The following is a 26,547-nucleotide window of genomic DNA, read 5'->3' on the forward strand; positions in this document are numbered from 1 at the left end:
TGGCCGGTCGATCGGATGTCCGGCCGCCGTTCGGAGGTGGATGCTACGGCAGGACCCTGCACAGGGCATCCAGTGCCCCGGTCCACGCGTGGTCCGGTGGGGTGCCGTAGCCGACCACGACGGCGTCGACGGGGTCGGTGACCGCGTCGGGGTGGCGGAACAGGGAGAGGCCGTGGAGGGCGAGGTGCTGCCAGGTCGCGGCCTGGACGACGGACTGCTCGGTGCCGGGCGGCAGCAGCAGTACGGCGTGCAGTCCGGCGGCGATGCCGGTGGCGTGGACGCCCGGGGCGCGGGCGGCGAGGGCGGCGACCAGGGTGTCGCGGCGGCGGCGGTAGCGCAGCCGGGCGGCGCGGACGTGCCGGTCGTAGGCGCCGGAGGTGAGGAACTCGGCGAGGGTGAGCTGTTCCAGCACTGAGCAGGTGGCGAGGTGGTTCTTGGCCGCCAGCGCCTCCTCGACCAGCGGCGGCGGGAGCACGGCCCAGGCCAGGCGGAGGCCGGGGGCGAGGGCCTTGCTGGCGGTGCCGAGGTGGATCACGTGGTCGGGGCCGAGGGCCTGGAGGGCGCCGACCGGCTGGCGGTCGTAGCGGAACTCGCCGTCGTAGTCGTCCTCCAGGACCAGACCGCCGGTGCGGCGCGCCCACTCCACGACGGCCGCGCGCCGGTCGGGGCGCAGGGGCATGCCCAGGGGGAACTGGTGGGCGGGGGTGAGCAGGACGGCCCCGGCGCCCTCGGGGACGGCGCGGGGGTCGGTGCCCTGGTCGTCGAGGGGCAGCGGGACCGTGCGCAGGCCGGCGGCGGCCAGCAGGTCGCGGTGGATGTGCAGGCCGTAGGACTCCACGGCGACCGTGTGGACGCCGCGCGCCCGCAGCACCGTGCCGAGCAGGTCCAGCGCGTGCACGAAGCCGTTGCAGACGAGGACGCGGCCCGGGTCGGCGTGCACGCCCCGGGCCCGGGAGACGTAACCGGCGAGCGCGGCGCGCAGAGCGGCGTGGCCGCGCGGGTCGCCGTAGCCGAGGGCCTCGTCGGGGGCGGCGTGCAGGGCGCGGCGGGCGGCCCGCAGCCACTCGGTACGCGGGAAGGAGGCGAGGTCGGGGGTGCCGGGGCGCAGGTCGTAGGCGGGGCGGGCCGGGGTGCGGGCCGGGGGCGCGGGGGCGGCGGGCGGGGTGGTGACGGGGCGGTCGGCGACGCGGGTACCGGAACCCTGCCGGGCGGTCAGCCAGCCCTCGGCGACGAGGTCGGCGTAGGCGTCGGCGACGGTGTTGCGGGCGATGCCGAGGTCGGCGGCGAGGACGCGGGAGGACGGCAGGCGGGTGCCGGGGGCGAGGCGGCCGGTGCGGACGGCCGCGCGCAGTGCCTCGGTCAGGCCGCGGCGCAGACCCGGACCGGCCGGTTCCAGGTGCAGGTCGAGGCCAGGATTGGCCCGTGTTTCCGTCACGGAAGTGGACCATACCCGTGGGCTGCTTCGTCCCTAGGGTCGAGGCATGACACAGAACGAGACCACCGAGCCGTACGCCGCCGAGCAGCCGCCCCGCCTCCAGTGGGCCGAGCACGCCCCGGACGTGTACAAGGCGATGATCCGGCTCGACGCCGCCGCCCGGAAGGGCCTGGACGCCAAGCTGTACGAGCTGGTGAAGATCCGTGCCTCGCAGCTCAACCACTGCGCCCTCTGCCTCGACATGCACTCCAAGGACGCGCTCGCGGCGGGCGAGAGCGTGGAGCGGATCGTGCAGCTCAGCGCCTGGGAGGAGTCGAGGCACTTCTACACGGAGAAGGAGCTGGCGGCGATGGAGCTGACCGAGGCGGTCACCGTGCTCACGGACGGATTCGTGCCGGACGAGGTGTACGAGCGGGCCGCGAAGCACTTCCCCGACGAGGCGGAGCTGGCCCAGCTCATCGCCGCGATCACGGTGATCAACGCCTGGAACAGGTTCGGCGTGACCTGTCGGATGACGCCGGGGCACTACCGGCCGGGGCAGCACGGCTGACTCCCCGTCCGGGGTCGTACGGGGACCCGGCGTCCGGGTCGTACGGCACCTCGGCGTCGACGCCGACGGGCCTCCCTCCGGAAGTGACCGGGGGGAGGCCCGTCAGGGGTCCCGTAAGGGGTGTGCGGGGGTGGCTCAGATGAGGCCGAGACCGCGGACCGCCTCGCGCTCGTCCGCCAGCTCCTGGACGGAGGCGTCGATGCGGGTGCGGGAGAACTCGTTGATCTCCAGGCCCTGGACGATCTCGTACACGCCGTCCTTGGTGGTCACCGGGAAGGAGGAGATGAGGCCCTCGGGGACGCCGTAGGAGCCGTCCGACGGGATGCCCATGGAGACCCAGTCGCCCTCGGCGGTGCCGTTGACCCAGGTGTGGACGTGGTCGATGGCCGCGTTGGCGGCGGAGGCGGCGGAGGACGCGCCCCGGGCCTCGATGATCGCGGCGCCGCGCTTGGCGACGGTCGGGATGAAGTCGTCGGCCAGCCACTGCTCGTCGTTCACGACCTCGGCGGCGTTCTTGCCGGCGATGGTGGCGTGGAAGATGTCCGGGTACTGGGTGGCGGAGTGGTTGCCCCAGATGGTGAGCCGCTTGATGTCGGAGACCGACGAGCCCGTCTTCTTCGCGAGCTGGGTCAGCGCGCGGTTGTGGTCCAGGCGGGTCATCGCGGTGAACCGCTCGGCCGGTACGTCGGGCGCGGCGGCCTGCGCGATGAGCGCGTTGGTGTTGGCCGGGTTGCCGACGACGAGGACCTTGATGTCGTCCGCCGCGTGGTCGTTGATGGCCTTGCCCTGCGGCTTGAAGATGCCGCCGTTGGCCTCCAGGAGGTCACCGCGCTCCATGCCCTTGGTGCGCGGGCGGGCGCCGACGAGGAGGGCGACGTTGGCGCCGTCGAAGGCGACGTTCGGGTCGTCGGTGATGTCGATGCCCTGGAGCAGCGGGAACGCGCAGTCGTCCAGCTCCATCGCCGTGCCCTCGGCGGCCTTCAGCGCCGGGCTGATCTCCAGCAGGCGCAGCTTGACCGGCACGTCCGCGCCGAGCAGCTGGCCGGAGGCGATGCGGAAGAGGAGGGCGTAACCGATCTGGCCGGCCGCGCCGGTGACGGTGACGTTCACGGGAGTGCGGGTCATGGCGTTCTCCGTATGACAGCTGGCGGTGGGGCGGCGTCCCTGCCCCGCTACGTTTGATCGATCTCTCGGCGTCAAGAGATCGACCCAGCGGTCAGGCTATCGCGCATCCGGCATCCCGGACCTCCGGGTCCGTGTGGCCCGTCCCACAAGGCGCCGACCTGGCCGAACGCCGCGGCACGGGCGCGTGGTGGGCGCTGTCGCACGGGGGGGGCGGGTCCCGGGGCGGGGCGGCGGGCGGGGAGCGTCCGCGCACGGAAAAGGCGGCCGCCCGTCCGGGAGAGGGGGGACGGAGGCGACCGCCGTGAGGGACACCCGTTGCCGGACTCCCGTGGGGGTACTGTTCGCGTGCCCGGGTTCGCGGCGGTCATGCCTCTTGCGGCGGCACTTTTTCCGGCGCCCGCGGCACGCCCGCTTCCAGGGGCCTCGCGGGGGCGGTTCCGCGCCCGTCCCACGCGGCCCTTGCCGCCCGTGCCGTCGGCTGCCCGGTCACTCGGTGCAGCCCTGTTCGCCGGAGGCCAGCAGCACGCACGCCTTGGCGTCGGCCGGGGCCCCGACGGCCACCATCGGCGTGTACGCGATCGTGTCGCCGGCCACCGTGACCGACCCGGTCTGCTCGTCCCCGCCCGCGCTGATCGTGACCTCGTCGCCCTCTCCGGCCTGGGTGACGCGGCCCCAGGCGGTACCGCAGATCTTGCTGTACCGGACCTCGACGAGGGCGGTGCCGACGGTCGCCGTCCGCTCGGTGGTGACCAGGTCCCCGCCGCAGCCCATGGCCTCGGCGTCCTTCCCGGCGCACTGGTCGCCGCCGCACTTCACCCCGGCCGGGAGGGCCGGGCCGGTGGTCGCGGTGGGCGACGGGGACGGCCGGGTGCCCGCGGCCTTCTCGTCGTCGCCGCCGTCGAGCAGGAAGAACGCCCCGGCGGCCACGACCAGGACGCCGACCGCGCTCACGACGAACGTGGTCAGCCGCCGGCCGCCGCTCCCGGCCCTCCGGCCCGGCGCGCGGCCGTCCGGCGGCGGTCCGCCCCGCGGCCGGGCGACCGGGGCGGTCCCCGGCTCCCCGGCGACGCCCAGCGCGACGGTGGCGTCCCGCGCGGGGCGCGCGGGTCCGCCGGGACCGCCCGGTCCGCCGGGTCCGGGCACATGGGCGCCGTACGACGCGGCTCCGGCCGCCCGCGGACCGGCCGGCGCCGGGCCCCGGTAGCCGGCGATGTTCCATGAGTTGCCCCCGCCGGAGCCGTCGCCGCTGCGGCCGCCGGCCCGGTCCTGGCTGTCCGCGGGCGTCGGCTGGGCCGGCACCGGCGGCACCGTCGGTGCCACTCCGGCCGGACCGGCGACACCGGGCCGGAGGACGGCGCCCCCGGCCCCCCGGCCGGCCGCACCGCTCTTCTCGCCCCGCTTCTCCGCCCGGTGTTCGCCCCGCTTGTCGGCCCGGTGCTCGCCCCGGCTCTCGGTCCGGTTCTCCGCCCGGAGGCCCTTGCCGCTCCTGACCTCGGACTGCGGTGCTGTCAGGTCGCCCAGTGCCGCTCGCGCCTGGGAGATGCGGATGGCCTCCATGGTCATGTCGTGCCGCATCTCCGAGCGGCTCCACGCGCGCTCGGCCAGCTCCCACAGGGTGGTCAGATGCACCGGGTTGGTCCGCGTGACCTCGGCGAGTGCCACGATGGCGCCCTTGGGGGCGAGCAGCCGGCCGTTGAGGTACTTCTCCCAGGACGACTTGCTGTAACCCGTGGCGTCGGCCAGCGCCGCGATGCTCAGTTCACTGCGGTCGACGAGCCTGCGCAGCTGGCCGGCGAACTCCTTGATCTGCGGGTCCAGTTCGTCGGGCAAGGCCTTCCAACGAGGCATTGCTTCCCCTCTTCCCCCGGATGTCGTGCTGGTCGTCCCCCGTGCGGGTGCGCTCCGCCGAGTCCCGTTCTGGATACCCACAGGGATGCGCCCGGCAAGGGCTCGGTTTCCCGGGGCGAGGGCGCACAGAAGCAGAGCGGCAGCGAACATGCACCGTCGCACGCCCCTGGCTCGCGGTCCAGTCTCCCACCGGGACCCCCGTGGTCCGTCTCAGGGAGGCCCCGGTCTCGCCCCTGACAGGGCGCCCGCAGCTACTCGTTGCTCACGGTGAAGTGCAGCGTGTCCTTCAGGAACGGGATCTCCAGCCAGGGCTTGGGCTGGGCCATCATCGCCAGCAGCGCGATGGCTGTCCCGAGCACGGCGTAGGTGGCGATGTCCGTGAAGCGGGACCGTACGGCGAGCATGCCGACGTCCGGCAGGAACCAGCGCAGCACCGCGCCGCCCAGCAGCGCGAGGCCGATGAGCAGCGTCCCGGCGCGGAACGCGTCCAGCGCGGTCAGCAGCAGGCCGAGCCCGACCAGGCCGACGACGGTGAGCACCGGCCACTGCCGGGCGGGCGCCGGGGCGTCCCGGGGAGCCGCCCGTCCACCGCCCTCGGGGCGCGCGGTGTCCCGGGTGAACAGCGGGAACCGGCGGGTGACCCGGCGCGGCCGGCCCTGGGCGTCGGGGGCACTGACGGCGTCCCGGACGGTGATGCCGTCGGGGTCGTCGGCACCGCCCCGGTCCTCGGCACCGGCCCGGGTTTCGGCGTCGACGCCCGCGCCCCGCGTCACCTCGCGCCCGTCCTGCTCGTCCCGCACGTCCCGCGTGTCCCGTTCCTCGGCCGTGTCCGCGGCCTTCTCATCGGCCGGCACTGCGCTCCGCCGCCTCGACCACGTTGACGAGCAGCTGGGCCCGGGTCATCGGTCCGACGCCGCCGGGGTTCGGGGAGATCCAGGCGGCGACCTCGGCGACGTCCGGGTGGACATCGCCGACGATCTTGCCCTCGGCGTTGCGCGAGACGCCGACGTCGAGGACGGCCGCGCCCGGCTTGACGTCCTCGCCCCGGACCAGGTGCGGGGAGCCCGCCGCGGCGACGATGATGTCGGCGCGCTTGAGGTGGGCGGAGAGGTCGCGGGTGCCGGTGTGGCACTGGGTCACGGTCGCGTTCTCGCTGCGCCGGGTGAGCAGCAGCGGCATCGGCCGGCCGATGGTGACCCCCCGTCCGACGACCACCACCTCGGCGCCCTTGATCTCCACGCCGTGGCGGCGGAGCAGGGTGAGGATGCCGTTGGGGGTGCAGGGCAGCGGCGCCGGCTCGTTGAGGACGAGGCGGCCGAGGTTCATCGGGTGCAGGCCGTCCGCGTCCTTCTCCGGGTCCATCAGCTCCAGGATCCGGTTCTCGTCGATGCCCCGGGGCAGCGGCAGCTGGACGATGTAGCCGGTGCAGGCCGGGTCCTCGTTCAGCTCGCGGACGACCGCCTCGATCTCCTCCTGCGTCGCCGTGGCGGGCAGCTCGCGCTGGATGGAGGCGATGCCGACCTGCGCGCAGTCGCGGTGCTTGCCGGCGACGTACTTCTGGCTGCCGGGGTCTTCCCCGACGAGGATCGTGCCGAGGCCGGGCGTGACGCCCTTCTCCTTCAGGGCCGCCACGCGGGCGGTCAGTTCGGACTTGATCGCGGCTGCGGTGGCCTTGCCATCGAGAATCTGGGCGGTCATACCCCCATCCTCGCGGATGACCGGCCTCCTGTTCCAATCCGGCCACCCCGCCACCGCCGCCCGCACCGCACCGGACGGGTCCCGCCGTGTCCCGTATTGATCAAGGATGTTGCACTTGCACAACACCTGGCGAATACGCCCGGACAAGGCTGGACAAGCGAGAGCCCGGTCACGAACGATTGACGGGCACAGTGCCGCGGGGCAGTACCGGGGGGACGAACCGCTCACCAGACCTTCCTCCGCACCATGCCGCGCGTCGTCCCCGCACGCGACAGACGGAGGAAGAACCGCCATGAGTTTCGGCGATGCGAACAACCCCTACGGCTCCCCCAAGGACAGCGGGCAGCAGCCCGGTCAGGGATACCCGCAGCAGCAGTCCGGCCAGGGTGACTACGGCTACCCGCAGTACCAGCAGCAGCCCGGCCAGCCCGCCTACGGCTACCCGGCGGCCCCGCCGGTCCAGGGCGGTTACGGCGGCTACCCCGCCCCGCCCGCCGAGATGCCCGGCACGGTCAAGGCCGCGCGGATCATGCTGTTCGTACTCGGCGGCTTCCAGGTGCTCGGCGGCATCCTGATGATGGTGGCCAGCGCCTGGTTCGCCGACCAGTTCGAGGACGCCGTCTCCTCCGACCCGGCCTTCTCCGCCGAGGACGCGGACACCGCCGCCAGCGTCGGCGCGGGCGTCATGATCGTCCTCGGGGTGATCGTCCTGGCCTTCGCGGCCTGGGCGATCCTCACCGGCGTGAAGTTCGCCACCGGCCGCGGCGGCGTCCGCGTCTCCGCGATCGTCTACGCCTCGGTGGTCCTGCTGTTCAGCCTGGTCAGCCTCGTCGGCGCCAATGTCTTCGCGCTGGTCAGCGTGGTCCTCGGCATCCTGATCATCGTGTTCTGCGCCAACAAGAACGGCGGCCACTGGTTCAACCGCCCGCGGTACTGAGCACTTCCGGCCATTCACGTCCCGGGGCCGTGTCTCACCCTTTCGAGGGGAGCGCGGCCCCGACGCGTCCCCCTAGGCTTGCCGGTGCAGCCGTCAGGCACGGGGAGACGCACCTTGTACAGCATCATCGTGGTACCTCCGCCGACCACGGAGGACGGACCGGACCACCGCCCCCAGCTCCGGCTCGCCCCCGGTGAGCGGCTCGCCTTCGGGCGCTCGGTCCCCGCGGGCGGGCTGACCGTCCCGCACGAGGGGGTGTCCCGCCGGGCCGGTGAGATCACCGCCCACGGAGCCTTCTGGACCCTGAGCAACCTCTCCCGCCGGCAGACGTACGTGGTGGAGAACCCGGAAGGGGCGGGCGAGCACATCAAGGTGGCGCCGGGCCGGCTGGACGCGCCGGTGCCGTTCGAGTTCTCGCGGATCGTGCTGCCCGCGGCGGGCGAGCTGCTGCCGGTCGAGGTGTGGGCGCCGCGCCACGACTACCTCCGCACCGGGGACGGAGACGAGGGTGCGGACGGGGACGGCGCTGCGGGCCGCCGCGACGGCGAGCCGACCGCACCGGCCTTCTCCCTGGACCGCACCAAGCGCTACTTCGCGGTCCTGGCCGCCCTGTGCGAGCCCCGGCTGCGGGGCGCGCCGCACGCCCCGCTGCCCACCGTCGACCAGGTCGTCGAGCGGCTGCGCCCCGCCTGGCCGGCCGCGTCCCGTACGTCGGTGCAGTGGAACATCGACTACCTCGCCGTCAAGCTCCGCCTCAAGCCCGGCCCGGAGACGGCCGATCCCGGCCCCCGGCTGAACGGCAAGAAGGAGTCGCTGGTGTCGCTGGCGCTCCGCTTCGACCTGGTCCGCGAGGACGACCTGCTGGTCCTCGCGGAGCCGTCCCGGCGGGCGCTGCGGTGAACGAGCCGTACGCCGTGCCGGTGCCGCGCGGGTACCGGGTGGGCGACTGGGAGGTACGCGAACCGATCGCGACCGGCGCCTTCGGCAGCGTCTACGCCGCCCGCCGGGCCGGCGACGCGGGCGGCGCGTCCCCCGCGGGCGCCACGGACGGGGCGGACGCGCCGGCCTCCGTCGCCCTCAAGTTCCTGCCGACCGGCACGGGGACGCCCCGGTACCTCGCCCACCTGCGCGAACTGGCCGAGCGTGAAGTGCGGTTGCTGCGCCGGCTGCGCAGGCCCCGGCTGGTGCGCATGTACGAGACCCTCACCGTGGACGACCCCGGCGAGCCCCGCCTCGACGGCGCCACCGTCCTCGTACTGGAACGGGCCGCGGGCTCCCTGTCCGGCCTGCTCGCCGCCGACCCGCGGCCGGCGTCCGGTCCCGTCCTCCTCGCCCAGGTCTGCGAGGGCCTGGCCCAGCTGCACCGCGCCGGCTGGGTCCACGGCGACCTGAAACCGGGCAACGTACTGCTGATGGCGGACGGTTCGGCGCGCCTCGCCGACTTCAACATGGCCGCGGAGCTGGAGGGCACCCACGCCTACACGCCCGCCTTCTCCACCCCGGACTACACCCCGCCGGAGCTGCTCTGGTCCGAGATCGGCGAGCGGGGCCGGCAGACCCGCCCGTCCGCCGACGTCTGGGCCTTCGGCATCCTCGCCCACCTGGTGCTCGCCGGTTCCCTCCCGCTGCCCGGCGGCACCCCGGCCGCCCGCCGCGACGCCGCCGTCGCCTACGCCCGCGGCACCGACGAGCTGCGGCTGTCACCGGAACTGCCCGAGGAGTGGCGGGAGATCGTCCGCGCCTGTCTGACCCGGACGCACACCGGCCGGATCGGCACCGAGGCGCTGCTGCGCCGGGTCGCGCAGGTCACGGCCGCCCCGGTGGACGGCCGGCGGTTGTGGTGGCGGCCCGCCGCGTTCCTCCGCGCGCGCCGCGGCAAAGGACACCGGGTCCTCGCCGCCGCGGCCGCCACCGCCGCCGTCGCGGCACTGGCGTACGGCGTCGCCGGCCCCACCGGCGCGGGCCCGGACCGGCACGGCGGGGGCGGCCCCGGGGCGGGCGGCTCCTCCGCCGGCACCCCGGCCGTCGCCGCCGCCTCCTACGGCGCCGCCGAGCTGCGCACCGACCGGGGCGTTCCGCCGGCGTACCGGCTGCTGATCGTGGAGACCGCGCACGACTGCGCCGACGCGCACGTCACCCCGGCGCTGATCGCCGCGATGCTGAAGGTGGAGAGCGACTTCGACCCCGACCTGGCCGACCCCGCGCGGGACGAGTACGGCATCGCCCGCTGGACCCCGCGCGTGCTGCGCTGGTGGATGAACGAGGACGGCACCCCGGGCGAGACGGTACCCGAACCGCCGTTCCCGCCGGCCGAGTCCATCCCCGCGATGGGCCGCTACCTGTGCTGGATCGCGCCCCGCCTGGAGGACGGGTTGCCGGGCGACCGCCGCGTCCTGATCGCCGCCGCCTACCGGACGTCGTACCGGACGGTGAACGACGCGGCCGGTGTTCCCCCGCAGTACCGCGACTACGCCGACCGCGTCGCCCACTACCTCAAGGAATACACGCCCGCGGGCCGCACGTGACCCTGAGAGTTCTCAGGGACCCGCGCGGCCCGGCGCCACGGCTCAGTGGAAGAAGTGCCGCGTCCCGGTGAAGTACATGGTGACGCCGGCCTTCTTCGCGGCCTCGACCACCGATTCGTCCCGGACCGAGCCGCCCGGCTGGACGACCGCCTTCACGCCGGCCTCGGTGAGGATCTCCAGGCCGTCGGGGAAGGGGAAGAACGCGTCGGACGCGGCGTACGCCCCCCGCGCGCGCTCGGCGCCCGCCCGCTCCACGGCGAGCTTCGCGGAGTCGACGCGGTTGACCTGGCCCATGCCGACGCCGACCGAGGCGCCGTCCTTGGCGAGCAGGATGGCGTTGGACTTGACCGCCCGGCACGCCTTCCAGGCGAACGCCAGCTCGGCCAGCTCGTCCGCCGTCAGGGCCTCACCGGTGGCGAGGGTCCAGGTGGCCGGGTCGTCGCCCTCGGCCTGGAGGCGGTCGGTGACCTGGAGCAGCGCGCCGCCGTCGATCGGCTTGACCTCGACCGGGTGGGCCGGGGTGTCGGGGCAGCGCAGTACGCGGATGTTCTTCTTCTTGGTGAGGGCTTCGAGGGCGCCGTCCTCGTAGTCCGGCGCGACGATGACCTCGGTGAAGATCTCCGCGACCTGCTCGGCCATCTCCCTGGAGACCGGCCGGTTGACCGCGATCACGCCGCCGAACGCGGACAGCGGGTCACAGGCGTGCGCCTTGCGGTGCGCCTCGGCGACGTCCGCGCCGGTCGCGATGCCGCACGGGTTGGCGTGCTTGATGATCGCCACGCACGGCTCGGCGTGGTCGTACGCGGCACGGCGGGCGGCGTCCGTGTCCGTGTAGTTGTTGTACGACATCTCCTTGCCGTGCAGCTGCTCGGCCTCGGCGAGCCCGCCGGTGCCGGCGGTGTAGAGGGCGGCGGGCTGGTGCGGGTTCTCGCCGTAGCGCAGGGTGTGCGCGCGCTCCAGGCTGGTGGCGAGGAACTCCGGGAACGGCGAGTCGTCGGCCGGGGCGTAGGAGGAGGCGAACCAGGAGGAGACCGCGATGTCGTACTCGGCGGTGTGCCGGAACGCCTCGGCGGCCAGCCGCTTGCGGGCGGCGAGGTCGAAGCCGCCGTCCCGCACGGCGTCCAGGACGTCGGCGTACCGCCCGGGGCTGGTGACCACGGCGACCGAGGGGTGGTTCTTGGCGGCCGCGCGGACCATCGAGGGGCCGCCGATGTCGATCTGCTCGACGCACTCGTCGGGGGACGCCCCCGAGGCGACGGTCTCGCGGAACGGGTAGAGGTTGACCACGACCAGGTCGAACGGTGCCACCCCCAGCTCGTCGAGCTGCTGCCGGTGGCTCTCCAGGCGCAGGTCGGCGAGGATGCCGGCGTGCACCTTGGGGTGCAGGGTCTTGACCCGGCCGTCCAGGCACTCGGGGAAACCGGTGAGGTCCTCGACCTTGGTGACCGGGACGCCGGCGGCGGCGATCCGGCCGGCCGTCGACCCGGTGGAGACGAGTTCGACGCCCGCCTCGTGGAGCCCGCGGGCGAGCTCCTCAAGACCGGTCTTGTCGTAGACGCTGACCAGCGCGCGACGGATGGCCCGCTTGTTGCTCTCGGCGGTCACTGGATAACTACCTTTCGTCCCTCGATGCGATAGCCGTGGCGGGCGAGCCGGCCCACGACATCGACGAGCAGCCTTCGCTCGACTTCCTTGATGCGCTCGTGCAGAGCGGCACCCTCGTCCTCGTAGTCCTCGTCCCGGACCTCCACCACGCCCTGCGCGATGATCGGACCGGTGTCGACGCCGTCGTCGACGAAGTGGACGGTGCAGCCGGTGACCTTGGCGCCGTACGCGAGCGCGTCCCGCACGCCGTGCGCCCCCGGGAAACTGGGGAGGAGAGCGGGGTGGGTGTTGATGAACCGCCCCCCGAAGCGGGCCAGGAACTCCTTGCCCACGATCTTCATGAACCCGGCCGAGACCACGAGGTCCGGCTCGTACGCGGCGACCGCCCCGGCGAGCGCCGCGTCCCACTCCTCACGGGTGGCGAAGTCCTTGACCTTCCGCACGAAGGTCGGCACCCCGGCCCGCTCGGCGCGCGCCAGCCCCTCGATGCCCTCGCGGTCCGCGCCGACGGCCACGATCTCGGCGCCGTACGCCCCGGTCCCGGTGGCGGCGATCTCGTCGAGGAGCGCCTGGAGGTTGGTGCCGGAGCCGGAGACCAGCACGACGAGACGCGCGACGCGCTCCACGGTGGGGGCCTTTCTCGGGGAAGCGGGGTGGTGTCACAGGTGGTACGGACGGCTCGCACCACCGCGTTTGTGCGGTCGTACGAATGCTTCACGCCCCCGGATACGGGGAAGCCTACGAAGCAGCCGACCGGCAGCAACGATACCGGCACTCCGGACGGCCCCCTCGGGACGGGGGCGTGGCCGGAAGGTAGCGTGCGGAGGGAGGCGTGCCGGGAACGCTGTCCGCGTACCGCGCGTTCACCAGTCGTATCCGCCCGATCGCCACCGCCATGGGCCCACAGCCAAGGGGAAGACGCTCACTTGATGCCGGACCGCAGCCTGCGACTGCTCACGCTCCCCCAGCAGTCGGCGCAGGGAAGGGAGCACAGCGCCGCCGTACTGCTGCGAGAGCGCCCGTCCTCGCCGCCCGGCGCACCCGGCGGCCGCGGGACCGGCGACCGCGCCCCCGAGCAGGACGACAACCCCTTCGCCCCGCCGCCCGAGGGCACCCCGGACCGGCCGTGGCAGCCGCGCCGCCCGTCCGGCGGCGACGGTGACGGCGACGGCGGCCCGCGGGGTGAGGGCGGTGGCGGTCACCGGCCGTGGGGCGGGCAGTGGAGCGACCGGCAGCCCGGCCGTTCCCCCGGCGGCTTCGGCGAGCGCCCCGGCGGCCCCGGCCACGGCGGCGGTCCGGAGCAGCCCGCCGGCCCGGGCGGCCCGCGCTGGGACCCGACCGACCCGGCCCAGCGCCGCGCCCGGTATGCGCTGCTGAGCGGTATGTGGGCCCTGTTCTTCGCGCTGTTCAGCTGGGCGTACGTGGCGCTGCTGCTCGGTGCGCTGGCGCTGTACTGGGGCGTCAGCGCCCTGCGCGCCAAGCCCCGCGCCGCCGCCGACCCGGACACCCCGGCGCCCGAGCAGCCGCCCGGCGCCGGCCGCCCGCAGACCACCGCCGCCGTCAGCGGCCTGGTCACAGCGTCGCTGGGCATCCTGCTGGTCGCCGCGTCCTTCGCCGCGCAGCTCGTCTACAGCGACTACTACACCTGCCGCAGCGACGCGCTCACCCATGAGGCGCAGCAGTCGTGCAGCCGGCACCTGCCCGAGGAGCTGCGGAGCGTGCTCGGCACGGAGGGCTGACGGCGCCGTCAGGGTTTCCCGAGCGGACCGGCAGACGGGTCGGCAGGCGGGTCGTCGGCCGGGAGCAGGTCGTACGGGGTGGCGCCGGCGGTGGTCCGGCCGGTGTCCTCGCCGTGGCGGCCGGAGGGGCCTGCGGTGGTGTGCTCCCCCGTCCCGCGTCCGGTGACTCTCTCCCACCACGCCGGGGACGGGCGGGGCACGCGCGCCGCCCACCGGCGGACGCCCCCCGCCCGCGATGTCCCGGCCGCGCTCCCGCGTGCGCCTGCCCGTGCCCGCCAGGCCCGTCCGACCAGCGCCGTCGGGACGGCGACCGCCCAGACCCACACGAGGGCCGCGCCCCCGGCCTGCCACCACACCGGCCCGAACCGGGCGAGCGCCCCGGTGCCGAGCGGTCCGCCGGCCAGCGCGGCGAACAGCGCGACCAGCAGCGCGCACAGCAGCGCCGCCAGGGAGGCGGCGGCGACGGTCCGCCCGTTCGACCAGACCGGCGTACGCCCCCCGGCCACCGCCGGTTCCGTCCGCGGCGCCGGCGTGGTGGGCACCGGTGAGGCGACCGTGGGGACGGGGGCGCGGGCCGGTGCGGTGGCGGACCGGGCGGTGAAGCACCCCACCGTCGCACCGGCCGCCAGCGGCACCGCCGCCACCGCCCAGTGCAGCGGCGTCCCCGGCCCCGCGTCCGGCACCGCCGCGAGCAGCGGCAACGGCGGCAGCGGCGAGGCGGGCGCCGAGGCGAACGGGCCGACCAGATGGCCGGTGCCCAGCACGAACCCGGGGCCGAGGGAGTACGCCGCCGCCCACACCGCCGCGTTGGGCACCAGCGCCAGACAGAGCAGCAGGACCGAGACCTGCCCCGCCCAGCCGTCCGCCAGCCGCAGGAACGAATCCCCGGCCGCGCCGCCGTGGCCCGCCAGGGACACCGTCAGCAGCAGCGCCCCGCCGCCGACCAGCACCGCCGCGCCGGCGCCCGCGGCGCGCGCCGAGGCGCCCATGCGCGCGTCCGGCTCCACGATCAGCTCCCGCGGTGACCGGGGCAGCGCGCGCAGCGCCCGGCCCACCGGACCGCCCGGACGGCCGAACGCCGTCCACACCCCCGCGCCGGCCGCCGCCATGGTGACCAGCGGCACCCACAGCACCGCCGTCCAGGAGGACCGCAGGGTGCCGTCACCCGTGTACAGCACCACGGGCAGGGCGACGGCGAGATAGCCGAGGACCACGCCCGTCCAGGCGTTGCGCGCGGAGACCGGCGGCGGGCCGTCCGGCAGGTGACGGACGCCGTCCGGCAGGTCACGGACCCGGACACCGGCGCCCGGCCCCACGGTCACGCCGGTGCCGTCACCGGCGTCGGTGGCGTCCCGGGCGGCCCGGTGCAGCAGCCAGACCGGCAGCAGGGTGAGGAGCAGCGGCGTCACCCCCAGGGGGGCGGGGACGCCGGAGAGGGTGTCGGTGCGGACCAGTTCGGCGCCGTGGGCGAGCACCCACAGGGCGGTGGCGGTGTGCAGGGCGCCACCGGGACCGGTGTCAGGCGAGGGCGCGCTGATCCACAGCACCGTCACCAGGACGGCGAGCGCGCCGAGTCCGAGCCCGGCGGCGACCGCGCCGCCCAGCAGCCCGGCGGCGAGCCCCGGCGAACGGTCCCGCCAGCGTTCACGCACACGGGCGAGGAGCGGGGAGGGCGACGAGAACGACGACGGTCGGCGAGCGGTCGTGGGCATCACGCCGGTCATGCTCCCAACGACACGCGCTTTCCCGTCGTAACAGGCGAAGCACCGCTGTGTCGCTCAATATATGTTTATGTACTTTTTCGCACGGAGGGGCGCCCGGTGACGGAGAGTCCTGTCATTCCGCTTCCCCCTCCCAAGGCACGCCGGCGCCTGCGGGAGGCCGCCGCCCTGACCCAGGCTCAGCTGGCGACTCGGGTAGGTGTCAGCCGCGAGACGGTACGCGCGTGGGAGACCGGCCGTACGACGCCGCACGGCCGGAAGCGGGAGGCGTACGCGCGACTGCTGGCCAGGCTGGCCCAGGAGACCGGGGAGGCGACGGAGACGCCCACGACAGGAGGGACCGGGGCGACGGGTGGGACGGTGCCGGCCGCACCGCCGAACGTCGCGCCGCCCCCGGAGGGTGCCGTGCCGGAGGGTGCCGTGCCGGAGGGAAAGGGCGAGGAGGAGGGAAGTGTCGAGCCGGGATCGGGCTCGGCACCGGGATCGGCACCGGCACCGGCACCGGCACCGGCGGCCGAACCCGAGCAGGGGCCACCGCCCCTGACGCCCGCTCAGGCGTTCGACGCGTTGTACGCGTTCTGCGCCCCCGCCCTCGTCCGGCAGGCGTATCTGCTCACCGGACGGCGGGAACTGGCGCGGGAGTCGGTCGAGCGGGCCTTCCAGCTCGCCTGGGACCGCTGGCCCGAGGTGGCCCGCGACCGGGACCCGGCGGGCTGGATCAGGGCGGCGGCGTACGAGTACGCCCTCTCCCCCTGGCACCGGTTCCGGTTCCGCCACCGGCAGCCCGAACCGCCCGCCGCCGGCGCCGACGACCGCGTCCTGCTGGCCGCCCTGCTGAAACTCCCGCCCGCCCACCGCCGCACCCTCGTCCTCTACGACGGTGTCGGCCTGGGGCTGCCGGAGACGGCGGCGGAGACGGAGGCGACCACGCCGGCCGCGGCCAACCGGCTGCTCAGCGCCCGCGAGGCGGTCGCCGCCCGGCTGCCGCGGCTGGCGGACCCCGCCGAACTGCACCGGCGCCTCGCCGAGCTGGCGTCCACCGCGCGCCTGCGTGCCGCCGAGTCACCGGCGGTGCGGATCGGCAGCGAACGCCGGGCCAGGCTGCTGACCCGGGCCGCGATCGCGCTCACGGCCGCCCTGATCGGGACGACGACGCTGACGCTGTGGACCGCCCCGACCCGGTACGAGCCACCGGTGCCCGCGGGACAGGCGGTGCGGGGCGTGCCGGCCCGGATGGCGCAGGGCGCGCTGTCGGACGAGGAAGTCACCCTGCGGAACAAGCTGCGCGAGCAGCTCCAGGACGGGCCGGAGCGGCTGGTTCCGCAGGCCCGCTGACACGCACCGCGCCACGCACCGGACAGGCCCGAGGGCCCGCCTCCCCTGCTGGGGTGGCGGGCCCTCGGGTCACGCGGCGGTGGTTCAGCCGGCCAGGATCTCGCGGGCCAGCTTGGCCGTCTCGGTCGGGGTCTTGCCGACCTTGACGCCCGCGGCCTCCAGGGCCTCCTTCTTCGCCTGGGCGGTGCCGGACGAACCGGAGACGATGGCGCCGGCGTGGCCCATGGTCTTGCCCTCGGGCGCGGTGAAGCCCGCGACGTAGCCGACGACCGGCTTGGTCACGTTCTCCTTGATGAAGTCCGCGGCCCGCTCCTCGGCGTCGCCGCCGATCTCGCCGATCATGACGATCAGGTCGGTCTCGGGGTCGGCCTCGAACGCCTTGAGCGCGTCGATGTGCGTGGTGCCGATGATCGGGTCACCACCGATGCCGACGGCGGTGGAGAAGCCGATGTCACGCAGTTCGTACATCATCTGGTACGTCAGCGTGCCGGACTTCGAGACCAGGCCGATGCGGCCCGGCTTGGTGATGTCGCCCGGGATGATGCCGACGTTGGACTGACCCGGGGTGATGATGCCGGGGCAGTTCGGGCCGATGATCCGGGTCTTGTTGCCCTTCTTGCCGGCGTACGCCCAGAACGACGCCGAGTCGTGCACCGCGATGCCCTCGGTGATGACGACCGCGAGGGGGATCTCGGCGTCGATGGCCTCGACGACGGCGTCCTTGGTGAACTTCTCCGGCACGAAGATGACGGACACGTTCGCGCCGGTCTTCTCGATGGCCTCCTTGACGGTGCCGAAGACCGGTACCTCGGTGCCGTCGAAGTCCACGGACTGACCCGCCTTGCGCGGGTTCACGCCGCCCACGACGGTGGTGCCGTCGCCGAGCATGAGCTTGGTGTGCTTCATGCCGGTGGCGCCGGTCATGCCCTGGACGATGACCTTGCTGTCCTTGTTGAGCCAGATAGCCATGGTGTGTTGGTGTCCTCGTCCTGAGTGCTTACTTGGCGGCGGCGTGAGCCAGCTCGGCGGCCTTGTCGGCGGCGCCGTCCATGGTGTCGACGCGCTGCACCAGCGGGTGGGCGGCGTCGGTGAGGATCTTGCGGCCCAGCTCGGCGTTGTTGCCGTCGAGGCGGACGACCAGCGGCTTCTCGACCTTCTCGCCGCGGTCCTCCAGGAGCTTCAGCGCCTGGACGATGCCGTTGGCGACCTCGTCGCAGGCGGTGATGCCGCCGAAGACGTTGACGAAGACGGACTTGACGTCCGGGTCGCCGAGGATGATCTCCAGGCCGTTCGCCATGACCTGGGCGGAGGCACCGCCGCCGATGTCCAGGAAGTTGGCGGGCTTCACGTTGCCGTGCTTCTCGCCGGCGTACGCGACGACGTCCAGGGTGCTCATGACGAGACCCGCGCCGTTGCCGATGATGCCGACCTCGCCGTCGAGCTTGACGTAGTTGAGGTTCTTCTCCTTGGCGGCGGCCTCGAGCGGGTCGGCCGCGGCCTTGTCGTGGAGTTCCTCGAAGTCGGGGTGACGGAACTCGGCGTTGTCGTCGAGCGACACCTTGCCGTCCAGGGCGATGACGTCACCGGAGGCGACCTTCGCGAGGGGGTTGACCTCGACGAGGAGGGCGTCCTCCTTGATGAAGGTGTCCCACAGCTTGACGAGGACGTCCGCGACCTTGTCGGCGACCTCGGCCGGGAACTTCGCGGCCTCGACGATCTCGCGCGCCTTCTCCGGCGTCACACCGTCGATCGCGTCGATCGGGGTCTTGGCGACGGCCTCGGGGCGGGTCGCGGCGACCTCCTCGATCTCCATGCCGCCCTCGACGGAGGCGATGGAGAGGAAGGTGCGGTTGGCACGGTCGAGGAGGAAGGAGACGTAGTACTCCTCCAGGATCTCGGGGGCCGTCTCGGCGATCATCACCTTGTGGACCGTGTGGCCCTTGATGTCCATGCCGAGGATGTCCGTCGCGCGGGCGACGGCCTCGTCCGCCGAGGCGGCGAGCTTGACGCCACCGGCCTTGCCGCGGCCGCCGACCTTCACCTGGGCCTTGACGACGGACTTGCCACCGAGGCGCTCGGTGGCTGCGCGGGCCGCCTCAGGCGTGTCGATGACTTCACCGGCCAGCACCGGTACATCGTGCTTGGCGAAGAGGTCCCTCGCCTGGTACTCGAACAGGTCCACGCGCTTCCGTCCCTATCAGTGATCTCGCGGTTCGTTGTCTGCGTGGGCGTGCCGCGAGGGCAACGTGACGTCCGCCGTCTGTCAGTCACAAGGGAGGCGCACACGGTGTCCGAGCGCGCGGCATGTCCGTCTCGCAGGTTATCGCCGCTGGCGGACGGTCTCTAAATCTCACCTCACACCTGAGCGGTGATACCTGTCACATGATGCCGCCCTCACTGGCACGGGGTGCCGCAGGTGAGGGGAGGGGGCCGGACGGCGAGACGGACGGGAGGGTGAGGGTGGCGGGCTGTGGGGAGGCCTCACCGGGCTGGGGTGGGCCCGGTGAGGCCGGTGTGCGCCCCGGACGCCGGTCGGTGCCGGCTGGTGCGCCGGGGCGTGGCCGTCCCGTCCCCGCCCCTGGGGACGGGACGGCCTTCTCCGCGGACCCCGCTGCCGGACGAACGACGGATTTCGGCCGTTCCGGCACCGGAGACTCCGCGGCGTCGGGCACCCGCCCGTGCTGGGCGGGAGGTCAGGAGGGAAGGCGCGGCGCGGCGAACGGCCTTGCCGCGGACGCGGGGGCCACGGCACGGTCTCAGCGGCGCGTGGGTCTGCGCCGGAGGTGCGTGAGTCCACGCCGGAGGTGCGTGAGTCCACGCCGGAGGTGCGTGAGTCCACGCCGGAGGGGGAGGGGGCCCGCCAGGGGGGTGAGCCTCGTCCGTCGCCGGGCCTGCGGGGACCCCGGGCCTGCGGGAACCCTGGGCCTGCGGGACCCCCTGGGCTTACGGAGTCCCGAACTCCGGGACCCCGGGCCTGTGGGATTCCAGGGCCGTGGGGCTCCGTGCCAGGGAGAGTCCGGGCCTGTGGGACTCCGGACCTGGGGGGACGGGCGAACTCCCGGTCTCCGGGACCTCGGGACTACGCGGGCGGGACGAGTACGTCCCGGTACCGGTCGCGGATGTCGCTCGCGTCGGCGCGGACGACGGAGCCGGCCACGAGCACCTGCGGAATCCGGGTGCTGAGGGCGACGGCGGAGGCGTCGGCGTGCCGCGGCGTACCGTGATCGGCCGCGGCCGAGGCATCCAGCGTCCCGTCCGGGTCCCCGGCGGGCGCGTGCGGAACGGGCGCGGCTGTTCGTCCGCCGCCCGCAGCCGGACGCCTGATGTCGAGGTCGGACGTCCCCGAGTACGCCACCCCGTGCACGCCGACCGGCCCGACCGCCCCGGCCGCACCGCTCGGCGTACCGCCCCGCCCTCGGGCGACGGACGCGGCGGCCGGGCCCGGCGCCACGGCGGAGGGCGCGGCCCCTCCGTGCGGCGGTCCGACCGGGCCGTCCCCTTCGTCACCGCCCACCGGCGCGGGCAACGGCTGCGCGGGTACGGCGATCCCCACCGGCACCTCGACCCCACCCGGAAGCGCCGGGCCGGTCGGAAGCTCGGGCAGCCCGGGAAGCGTCGCCCCACCGAGCAGACCGGACAGGTCCGGCAGGTCCGGCAGGTCCGGCAGGTCCGGGAGGACGGGCAGGTCGGCGGGGAGGGGGAGAGCGGGGAGGGTGGGGTGCGCGGGCCGGGTGGGACGGTCGTCGTCGGGTGCGGGGGTGGGGAGAGCGGGCAGGGCGGGCAGATCCGGGAGGCTCGGCAGGTCAGCGAGGCTCGGCAGGCCGGAGGGTACGGGCGGACTCGCGACGCCGGGGAGACGCGACCGGGCAGGCTGCCCCGGCCTGGTCGGCGCCTGCGGTGTCGACGACGGTGAGGGCGCCGGCTGAGGGGGTGTCGACCGCGACGTCGGTGCCTGCGGTGCTCGCGGCGACGGCACGTCCGTCCGCTCCGCAGCGCCGCCCCCGGCCGTGTCTCCCCTCCCGGCCACCGCGCCGACAGCGTCGCTCACGTCGCCGAGGGCCTCCCCGCCGAGCAGGGCCAACGCCCCGCTTACCGGGCGCGCTTGTTCCGCCTCGCCCTCTGCCTCGCCCTGTGCCTCCGCCGACGCCCGCACCCCCGCGTCCGCGCCGCCCTCCGCAGCCTGCGCACGCTGCCCGAGGAACAGCCCGAGGACGAACACGACACCGACCAGCAGCGCCCCGAGAAGCACGTGCCGCCCCGTCACCGAGCGCGGCACGCGCCGAGCGGCATCAAGCAGTGCGGCCGGCCAGGACAAGGAGACGCCTCCCGTGCGACGGAACGAGGTGGGCGTCACGGGCGGCAACCGACGCGACGCGAGTACGGACGGGCGGAGATGGGGACGCCGGCCGCCGCACGTCGATCCTCGCACGGACAGACGGAGTTCGCGCAAGCCCTCTGTTACCGACAGGTAGTCACATGCCCGGCCACCCCATGGCCACCCGCCACCTCACGATCACCGGCAGCCCCACCACCACCGACCCCGCCCCACGGCACCGCCTGCGCCACCACTCCCGTCGCGCGCACCGCCTGCGCCACCACTCCCGTCGCGCGCACCGCCTGCGCCACCACTCCCGTCGCGCGCACCGCCTCCCGCGTCACACCGTGTCCGGTATCGGCAGCGGCCGCTTCTCGATCGCCGCCGCCATCACGTCCGGGAACAGATCCGGTGTACAGGCGAACGCCGGTGCGCCCAGTGCCGCGAGAGCCGCCGCGTGCTCCCGGTCGTAGGCGGGCGCACCTTCGTCGGACAGCGCCAGCAGCGTCACGAACTGCACGCCCGACGCCTTCATCGCCGCCACCCGCTTGAGCATCTCGTCCCGTATTCCCCCTTCGTAGAGGTCGCTGATCAGGACGACAACCGTCTCGCTGGGCCGGGTGATCTGCGACTGGCAGTACGCGAGCGCTCGGTTGATGTCCGTCCCGCCGCCGAGCTGGGTGCCGAAGAGCACGTCGACCGGGTCGTCGAGCTGGTCGGTGAGATCCACGACCGCCGTGTCGAAGACGACCAGCCGGGTGCTGATCGACCGCATGGACGCCAGCACCGCCCCGAACACGGACGCGTACACCACCGACGCTGCCATCGACCCGGACTGGTCGATGCAGAGGACGACCTCCTTCTTCACCGACCGGGACGCCCGTCCGTAACCGATCAGCCGCTCCGGCACGATCGTCCGGTACTCCGGCAGGTAGTGCTTGAGGTTGGCCGCGATCGTGCGGTTCCAGTCGATGTCGTGGTGCCGGGGACGGCTGACGCGGGCACTGCGGTCGAGGGCACCGGTGAGCGTGGCCCGGGTGCGGGTGGCGAGCCGCTTCTCCAGGTCCTCGACGACCTTGCGCACCACGGCCCGCGCGGTCTCCTTCGTCGTCTCGGGCATCGCCTTGTTGAGGGAGAGCAGCGTGCCGACCAGGTGCACGTCGGCCTCCACCGCTTCGAGCATCTCCGGCTCCAGCAGGAGCGTGGAGAGACCGAGCCGGTCGATCGCGTCGCGCTGCATGACCTGGACGACGGAGGAGGGGAAGTACGTGCGTATGTCCCCGAGCCAGCGCGCCACGGACGGTGCCGAGGCACCGAGCCCGGCCGAACGCTCCCGCCCCGCCCGTCCCGTCTGCGGCTTGTCCCCCTTCCCGTAGAGCGAGGACAACGCCGCGTCCATGCCGGCGTCGCGCCCGGTGAGCGTGTGACCGGTGCCGTCGGCCGCGTCGCCCCCGAGGACGAGCCGCCACCGCCGCAGGCGCTCCGCCCCCGGGTCGGCCTGCTCCGGTACCGCTCCTGTCCGCATCGGCTCGATCGTCATACCCGCACCCCCGCGAGGTCGTTGTCGTCGGTGTCCTGCCGTGTCCGGCCCCCGGTGCGGCTGCCGGCGGGTCCGGGCCGCCCGCTGGCCCCCTCCCGGGCCGGCAGGCCCAGCAGCAACCGCACGACCGGCTCGACGGCGTCGGCCCGTGCCGTGTCCGGCTCGGGCGCGAACCCGGGCAGGCCCGTGCCGCCGGCCGCCGTGCCGCCCCGCGCACCGGGGCCGCGCCGGACCAGTTCCCCGAGGGTGCGCCGCACCCCGGGCTCGTACGCCGAGAACGTGCGCCGCAGCAGCGGCAGGACGTCCGTGAACGCTTCCGCCGGTACGCCGGTCAGCCAGGCGTCGACCAGCCCCAGCAGCCGCTCGTCGTGGACCAGGAGCATGCCGCCCCCGGAACCGCCGCCGACGAACCCCTCGATCCAGGCGGCGGCGTCCGCCGGTGGTGTGCCCGGGGAGAGGGCCAGGCCCATGAGGCGGGCGGCCTCGTCCGCCGGCAGTTCCCCGTCGTCCAGCAGCAGCCGTACGGAACGTCCCCGGATGACGCCGGGCACGGTGCCCCGCACCGACAGCACCCGCAGTACCCGGCGCCAACGAGCCCGCAGGTCACCGGGGCCGGAGGCGGGGTCAGGGGCGGAGACGGACGCCGGGCCCGGGGCCGGGACCGAACCGGCGTCCGGCGCTGAACCCGAAGCCGATGCCGGGCCAGGGGCCGACGCCGGGGCGTGGGCCGCGTCGGCCGGGGCGTGGGCCGCGTCGGCGGGGGCGTCGGCCGCGTCGGCCAGCAGGCCCACCGCCCCGTTCACCGCGTCCACATGGCGCCGCATCTCCTCGGCGCCGTCCGCGTCCAGCGCGGCACAGGCGGGGGGCAGGCCGACGAACACCCGCTCGGCGAGACCCGCGGCGACCTCGGCGAGCGCCCCGGTGTCCGTGCCCCGTACATCGCCGTACCGCAGCGAACGGACCAGGGCCGGCAGGGCCTGCGCGAGGTGGCCCACGTCCGCGTCGAGCGCCGCCCGGTCGGCCAGGACCCGCATCACCACGGGGAGCGCGTCCGGCAGTTCGGCCAGCAGGCAGCGCTCAGCCAGGGCGGTGACCTCGGCCAGATGCTGTGCGGCGACGGCGTCCGCCTCGGCCTTCGCGGTCGCCGCGCCGAGCACCGTCGTCCCCCACACGCCGGCCTCGGCGACCCGGACCGACAGCTCCGGCTCCCAGCGCAGCCGCCATGTCTCCCGGAACGTGCCCGTACCCGTGCGCGACGCGGCCGGCTCCCCCCAGCCGATGCCGAGCAGCCGCAGCCGGTGCAGGAGCCTGCCGCGCTCGGCGTCGGTCTCCTTGCGCAGGTCGAGTTCCAGCTCCCGCTCCAGCGCCTCCGGCTTGAGCCGCAGCCGACGCTGTATCCGGGTCAGATCGCGTTGCAGCGGAACCGCCGGCGCCTCCTCGGGCACCTCCCCCAGCACGTCCCCGACGACCAGCCGGTCATGGACCAAGGCCAGCGGCACGTCGGAGCCCTCGCACATCACCGCGCGCACGGCGTCGGTGGTCTCGCTGAGGCCGGGCAGCGGACGCCCACGCATCACGGCGAGCGTCTCGGCCAGCCGTACCGCCTCGATGACATGGGCGGACGAGACGATCCGGTCCTCCTCCCGCAGCAGCCCCGCCACCTTGGTCAGCCATCGTTCGACCGGCCGGTCCGCCGCGCCGAACACATGCCCGTACCAGCCCGGCGAGTCGATGCCCGCGCCGTAGCCGCTGCTCCGGGACAGCCGGCGGTTGGTCCACGGCACCCAGGTCAGGTCCACCTTGATCTTGGGCAGGCCCTTGAGCAGCGCCCGGTCGGCGGCGACGGTGGACTTCCGGCGCAGCGCGGGCACGTGCCAGGCACCGCACACCACGGCCACGCCCTCGGGGAACTCCCGCTGCGCGGACCGGACCTGGAGCCGCATGTACGCCTCGCGGACGAGGTCCCGGCCGTGCTCGTCAGCCGCTCCCGGCTCCCCATGAGGCTCCGGCCCCTTCGCCCCCTCCGTGCCCTCGGTCTCCCGCAGCGCCCCCATCGCCTCTTCCAAGGCGCTGAACGGGGCGAGCGGGTCCTCCCCCGCGCCCCGGTGCTCGACGACGTCCTCCCACCAGCGCTCGGGGTCGTCGTACCCGGCCGCCCCGGCCAGCACGGCGAGCGGATCGGTCCGCACGGCCGGCCGGGTCCCGGCCGCCGACGGCATCGCACCGGGTTCCGCCTCCGCTTCCGGCTCCGGTTCTGCCTTCACTCCTGGTTCCGCCTTGGCTCCCGGTTCCGGTTCCGGGCCGGCTCCAGCGGGCCGCCCCGTCGTCTCCCCCTGCCCTCCGTCCGTACCGTGCTCCGCTTCCTCCTCGTGCTCCCGCAGGGCCAGCGTGTGGGCGGCCGGCAGGTCGAAGAAGCGGACCGGGACGCCGTGGTCCACGGCCCAGCGGAGGGCGACCCACTCCGGGGAGAACTCGGCGAACGGCCAGAACGCGGAGCGGCCGGGCTCGTCCACGGCGTGGGCGAGCAGGGCGACCGGCGGCCGCATGTCCTCGTGGGCGGCGAGCGGCACGAGGGCATCCGCCTCGGGCGGTCCTTCGATCAGCACCACCCGGGGCCGCGCCGCCGCCAGCGCCGCTTGGACCGCGCGGGCCGAGCCGGGCCCGTGGTGACGTACCCCCAGCAGCAGCGGTCCGCGCCCCGGCCCCGCCTTGCCGTCAGTGCCTGCCACGCCCTCCCCCTCCCGTCAGGGACCATGCCGTGTCGTCCTCGTCGCCGGGCCGGACCGCCGTGCCCGTCCTCCCGGAACCCGCCCGCGCCGCCGGTCCCCCCGTCCAGCGAGCCTCGTACGAGCCGTGTGCGTCGATGCCGGTCACGCGCTGACCTCCCGGCAGGCCCGGTAGAAGTCCTTCCAGCCGTCGCGCTCGCGGACGACCGTCTCCAGGTACTCCTGCCAGATCACGCGGTCGGCCGCCGGATCGCGGACGACGGCACCGAGGATCCCGGCCGCGACGTCACCGGACCGCAGTACGCCGTCGCCGAAGTGGGCGGCCAGCGCCAGCCCGCCCGTGACGACCGAGATGGCCTCGGCCGTCGACAGGGTGCCGCTGGGCGACTTCAGCTTCGTACGCCCGTCCGTGGTCACGCCGTCGCGCAGTTCGCGGAAGACGGTCACGACGCGGCGGATCTCGTCGATGCCGTCGGGAGCGGCCGGCAGGTCCAGGGAGCGGCCGATCTGGTCGACGCGCCGGGAGACGATGTCGACCTCGGCCTCGGCGCTCGCCGGCAGCGGCAGCACCACGGTGTTGAAGCGGCGGCGCAGGGCGCTGGACAGGTCGTTGACCCCGCGGTCACGGTCGTTGGCCGTGGCGATCAGGTTGAAGCCGCGGACGGCCTGCACCTCCTGGCCCAGCTCCGGTATCGGCAGTGTCTTCTCCGACAGGATGGTGATGAGCGTGTCCTGCACGTCGGCCGGGATACGGGTCAGCTCCTCGACCCGGGCGGTCATCCCCTCGGCCATCGCCCGCATGACCGGGCTCGGCACGAGGGCGTCCCGGCTCGGGCCGTGGGCGAGCAGCTGCGCGTAGTTCCAGCCGTAGCGGATCGCCTCCTCGGGCGTGCCGGCCGTGCCCTGCACGAGCAGCGTGGAGTCCCCGCTGACCGCGGCGGCCAGGTGCTCGGACACCCACGTCTTCGCGGTGCCGGGCACGCCGAGCAGGAGCAGGGCGCGGTCGGTGGCCAGCGTGGTGACGGCCACCTCGACGATGCGGCGCGGTCCCACGTATTTCGGCGTGATCACGGTGCCGTCGGGCAGGGTGCCGCCGAGCAGGTACGTCGCGACGGCCCACGGCGACAGCTTCCAGCGGGCCGGGCGCGGACGGTCGTCCTGCGCGGCGAGCGCGGCCAGTTCGTCGGCGAAGGCGTTCTCGGCGTGCGGGCGCAGGGCCTCCGGGCTCTCCTGCGCGTCCGCGGATGTCTGGGTGTCCGCTTCCGTGGGCACGGGCGCGGACCCGTTCTGGCTCGGGTCGACGGACGTCGGTTCTACGGACACAGGCATGGCTGAGTCCCCCTCCAGCTCGGCCGGTTCGGATCTGACACCAACCGTGCACCACACCACTGACAATCGCTCTGACCTGCACAAATACCCTCGCGGAGGGTGATTGTCAGTGGCGGGGC

Annotated in this window: 20 protein-coding genes; 6 read left to right on the forward strand and 14 right to left on the reverse strand. The window is 74.4% G+C overall.

The genetic code is table 11. The annotated features are described in order from the left end of the window. Window positions 1–43: 43 nt before the first annotated feature. On the reverse strand, window positions 44–1,435 hold the full coding sequence (pdxR, locus tag Sdagh_RS15550; RefSeq protein ID WP_190076729.1) for a MocR-like pyridoxine biosynthesis transcription factor PdxR: 1,392 nt from the start codon (window positions 1,433–1,435) through the stop codon (window positions 44–46). Window positions 1,436–1,481: 46 nt separating this feature from the next. Here pdxR and Sdagh_RS15555 point away from each other — a divergent pair, with 46 nt between their 5' ends. Continuing rightward, window positions 1,482–1,985: a carboxymuconolactone decarboxylase family protein gene (locus Sdagh_RS15555; protein ID WP_189417690.1), complete on the forward strand. Its 504-nt coding sequence runs from the start codon at window positions 1,482–1,484 to the stop codon at window positions 1,983–1,985. A gap of 135 nt (window positions 1,986–2,120) precedes the next feature. On the opposite strand, the gene Sdagh_RS15560 is transcribed toward Sdagh_RS15555, so the two are convergent. The 4 genes from Sdagh_RS15560 to Sdagh_RS15575 form a co-directional block, all read right to left on the reverse strand. Then, entirely contained in the window at window positions 2,121–3,110 is a 990-nt protein-coding gene (locus Sdagh_RS15560) for a malate dehydrogenase (protein WP_189417692.1), read from the reverse strand. Window positions 3,111–3,596: 486 nt separating this feature from the next. After that, the gene (locus tag Sdagh_RS15565; RefSeq protein WP_189417694.1) at window positions 3,597–4,958 is read right to left on the reverse strand and encodes a helix-turn-helix domain-containing protein; all 1,362 of its coding nucleotides are present in this window, start codon (window positions 4,956–4,958) and stop codon (window positions 3,597–3,599) included. 251 nt (window positions 4,959–5,209) lie between these two features. Further along, entirely contained in the window at window positions 5,210–5,653 is a 444-nt protein-coding gene (locus tag Sdagh_RS15570) for a DUF3017 domain-containing protein (RefSeq protein ID WP_226535363.1), read from the reverse strand. Window positions 5,654–5,798: 145 nt separating this feature from the next. Further along, complete coding sequence (locus Sdagh_RS15575; RefSeq protein ID WP_189417697.1) at window positions 5,799–6,656, reverse strand: bifunctional methylenetetrahydrofolate dehydrogenase/methenyltetrahydrofolate cyclohydrolase; 858 nt, start codon at window positions 6,654–6,656, stop codon at window positions 5,799–5,801. A 292-nt stretch (window positions 6,657–6,948) separates the two neighbouring features. Here Sdagh_RS15575 and Sdagh_RS15580 point away from each other — a divergent pair, with 292 nt between their 5' ends. From Sdagh_RS15580 to Sdagh_RS15590, 3 genes are all read left to right on the forward strand, one after another. Further along, entirely contained in the window at window positions 6,949–7,593 is a 645-nt protein-coding gene (locus Sdagh_RS15580; protein ID WP_189417699.1) for a hypothetical protein, read from the forward strand. Between the two features lie 114 nt (window positions 7,594–7,707). Next, entirely contained in the window at window positions 7,708–8,493 is a 786-nt protein-coding gene (locus Sdagh_RS15585) for an FHA domain-containing protein (RefSeq protein WP_189417702.1), read from the forward strand. Next, on the forward strand, window positions 8,490–10,118 hold the full coding sequence (locus tag Sdagh_RS15590; protein WP_190076728.1) for a serine/threonine protein kinase: 1,629 nt from the start codon (window positions 8,490–8,492) through the stop codon (window positions 10,116–10,118). Before Sdagh_RS15585 ends, Sdagh_RS15590 begins: the two co-directional genes overlap by 4 nt. 42 nt (window positions 10,119–10,160) lie before the next feature. Here Sdagh_RS15590 and purH read toward each other — a convergent pair whose 3' ends face one another. Both purH and purN read right to left on the reverse strand, forming a co-directional pair. Further along, window positions 10,161–11,723 carry a bifunctional phosphoribosylaminoimidazolecarboxamide formyltransferase/IMP cyclohydrolase gene (gene purH / locus Sdagh_RS15595; protein WP_190076727.1) on the reverse strand — a complete coding sequence of 521 codons (1,563 nt, stop codon included), beginning with the start codon at window positions 11,721–11,723 and terminating at the stop codon, window positions 10,161–10,163. Next, on the reverse strand, window positions 11,720–12,349 hold the full coding sequence (purN, locus tag Sdagh_RS15600) for a phosphoribosylglycinamide formyltransferase (protein ID WP_189417711.1): 630 nt from the start codon (window positions 12,347–12,349) through the stop codon (window positions 11,720–11,722). The genes purH and purN overlap by 4 nt, the downstream gene beginning before the upstream one ends. 303 nt (window positions 12,350–12,652) lie before the next feature. Between purN and Sdagh_RS15605 the strand changes: the two genes are divergently transcribed. Continuing rightward, on the forward strand, window positions 12,653–13,462 hold the full coding sequence (locus Sdagh_RS15605; RefSeq protein ID WP_189417713.1) for a hypothetical protein: 810 nt from the start codon (window positions 12,653–12,655) through the stop codon (window positions 13,460–13,462). An 8-nt stretch (window positions 13,463–13,470) separates the two neighbouring features. Here Sdagh_RS15605 and Sdagh_RS15610 read toward each other — a convergent pair whose 3' ends face one another. Beyond that, on the reverse strand, window positions 13,471–15,186 hold the full coding sequence (locus tag Sdagh_RS15610; protein ID WP_190076726.1) for a cell division protein PerM: 1,716 nt from the start codon (window positions 15,184–15,186) through the stop codon (window positions 13,471–13,473). Between the two features lie 96 nt (window positions 15,187–15,282). Here Sdagh_RS15610 and Sdagh_RS15615 point away from each other — a divergent pair, with 96 nt between their 5' ends. Further along, entirely contained in the window at window positions 15,283–16,518 is a 1,236-nt protein-coding gene (locus tag Sdagh_RS15615) for a helix-turn-helix domain-containing protein (RefSeq protein ID WP_190076725.1), read from the forward strand. An 84-nt stretch (window positions 16,519–16,602) separates the two neighbouring features. Here Sdagh_RS15615 and sucD read toward each other — a convergent pair whose 3' ends face one another. The 6 genes from sucD to Sdagh_RS15645 all read right to left on the reverse strand — a co-directional run bounded on the left by sucD (window position 16,603) and on the right by Sdagh_RS15645 (window position 26,428). Further along, window positions 16,603–17,487 (reverse strand): succinate--CoA ligase subunit alpha, encoded by an 885-nt coding sequence (sucD, locus tag Sdagh_RS15620; RefSeq protein WP_189417720.1) that lies wholly within the window; start codon window positions 17,485–17,487, stop codon window positions 16,603–16,605. Window positions 17,488–17,515: 28 nt separating this feature from the next. Continuing rightward, entirely contained in the window at window positions 17,516–18,700 is a 1,185-nt protein-coding gene (sucC, locus tag Sdagh_RS15625; protein ID WP_190076724.1) for an ADP-forming succinate--CoA ligase subunit beta, read from the reverse strand. Window positions 18,701–19,597: 897 nt separating this feature from the next. Continuing rightward, window positions 19,598–20,767 carry a hypothetical protein gene (locus Sdagh_RS15630; protein ID WP_190076723.1) on the reverse strand — a complete coding sequence of 390 codons (1,170 nt, stop codon included), beginning with the start codon at window positions 20,765–20,767 and terminating at the stop codon, window positions 19,598–19,600. 406 nt (window positions 20,768–21,173) lie between these two features. Next, on the reverse strand, window positions 21,174–22,373 hold the full coding sequence (locus Sdagh_RS15635) for a VWA domain-containing protein (protein WP_189417726.1): 1,200 nt from the start codon (window positions 22,371–22,373) through the stop codon (window positions 21,174–21,176). Further along, window positions 22,370–25,102: a DUF5682 family protein gene (locus Sdagh_RS15640; RefSeq protein WP_226535165.1), complete on the reverse strand. Its 2,733-nt coding sequence runs from the start codon at window positions 25,100–25,102 to the stop codon at window positions 22,370–22,372. The genes Sdagh_RS15635 and Sdagh_RS15640 overlap by 4 nt, the downstream gene beginning before the upstream one ends. 141 nt (window positions 25,103–25,243) lie before the next feature. Beyond that, window positions 25,244–26,428 (reverse strand): ATP-binding protein, encoded by a 1,185-nt coding sequence (locus tag Sdagh_RS15645; RefSeq protein WP_189417729.1) that lies wholly within the window; start codon window positions 26,426–26,428, stop codon window positions 25,244–25,246. Window positions 26,429–26,547 lie beyond the last annotated feature (119 nt).

It is taken from the genome of Streptomyces daghestanicus, from assembly GCF_020521275.1.
Taxonomy (GTDB): Bacteria; Actinomycetota; Actinomycetes; order Streptomycetales; family Streptomycetaceae; genus Streptomyces; species Streptomyces griseoviridis.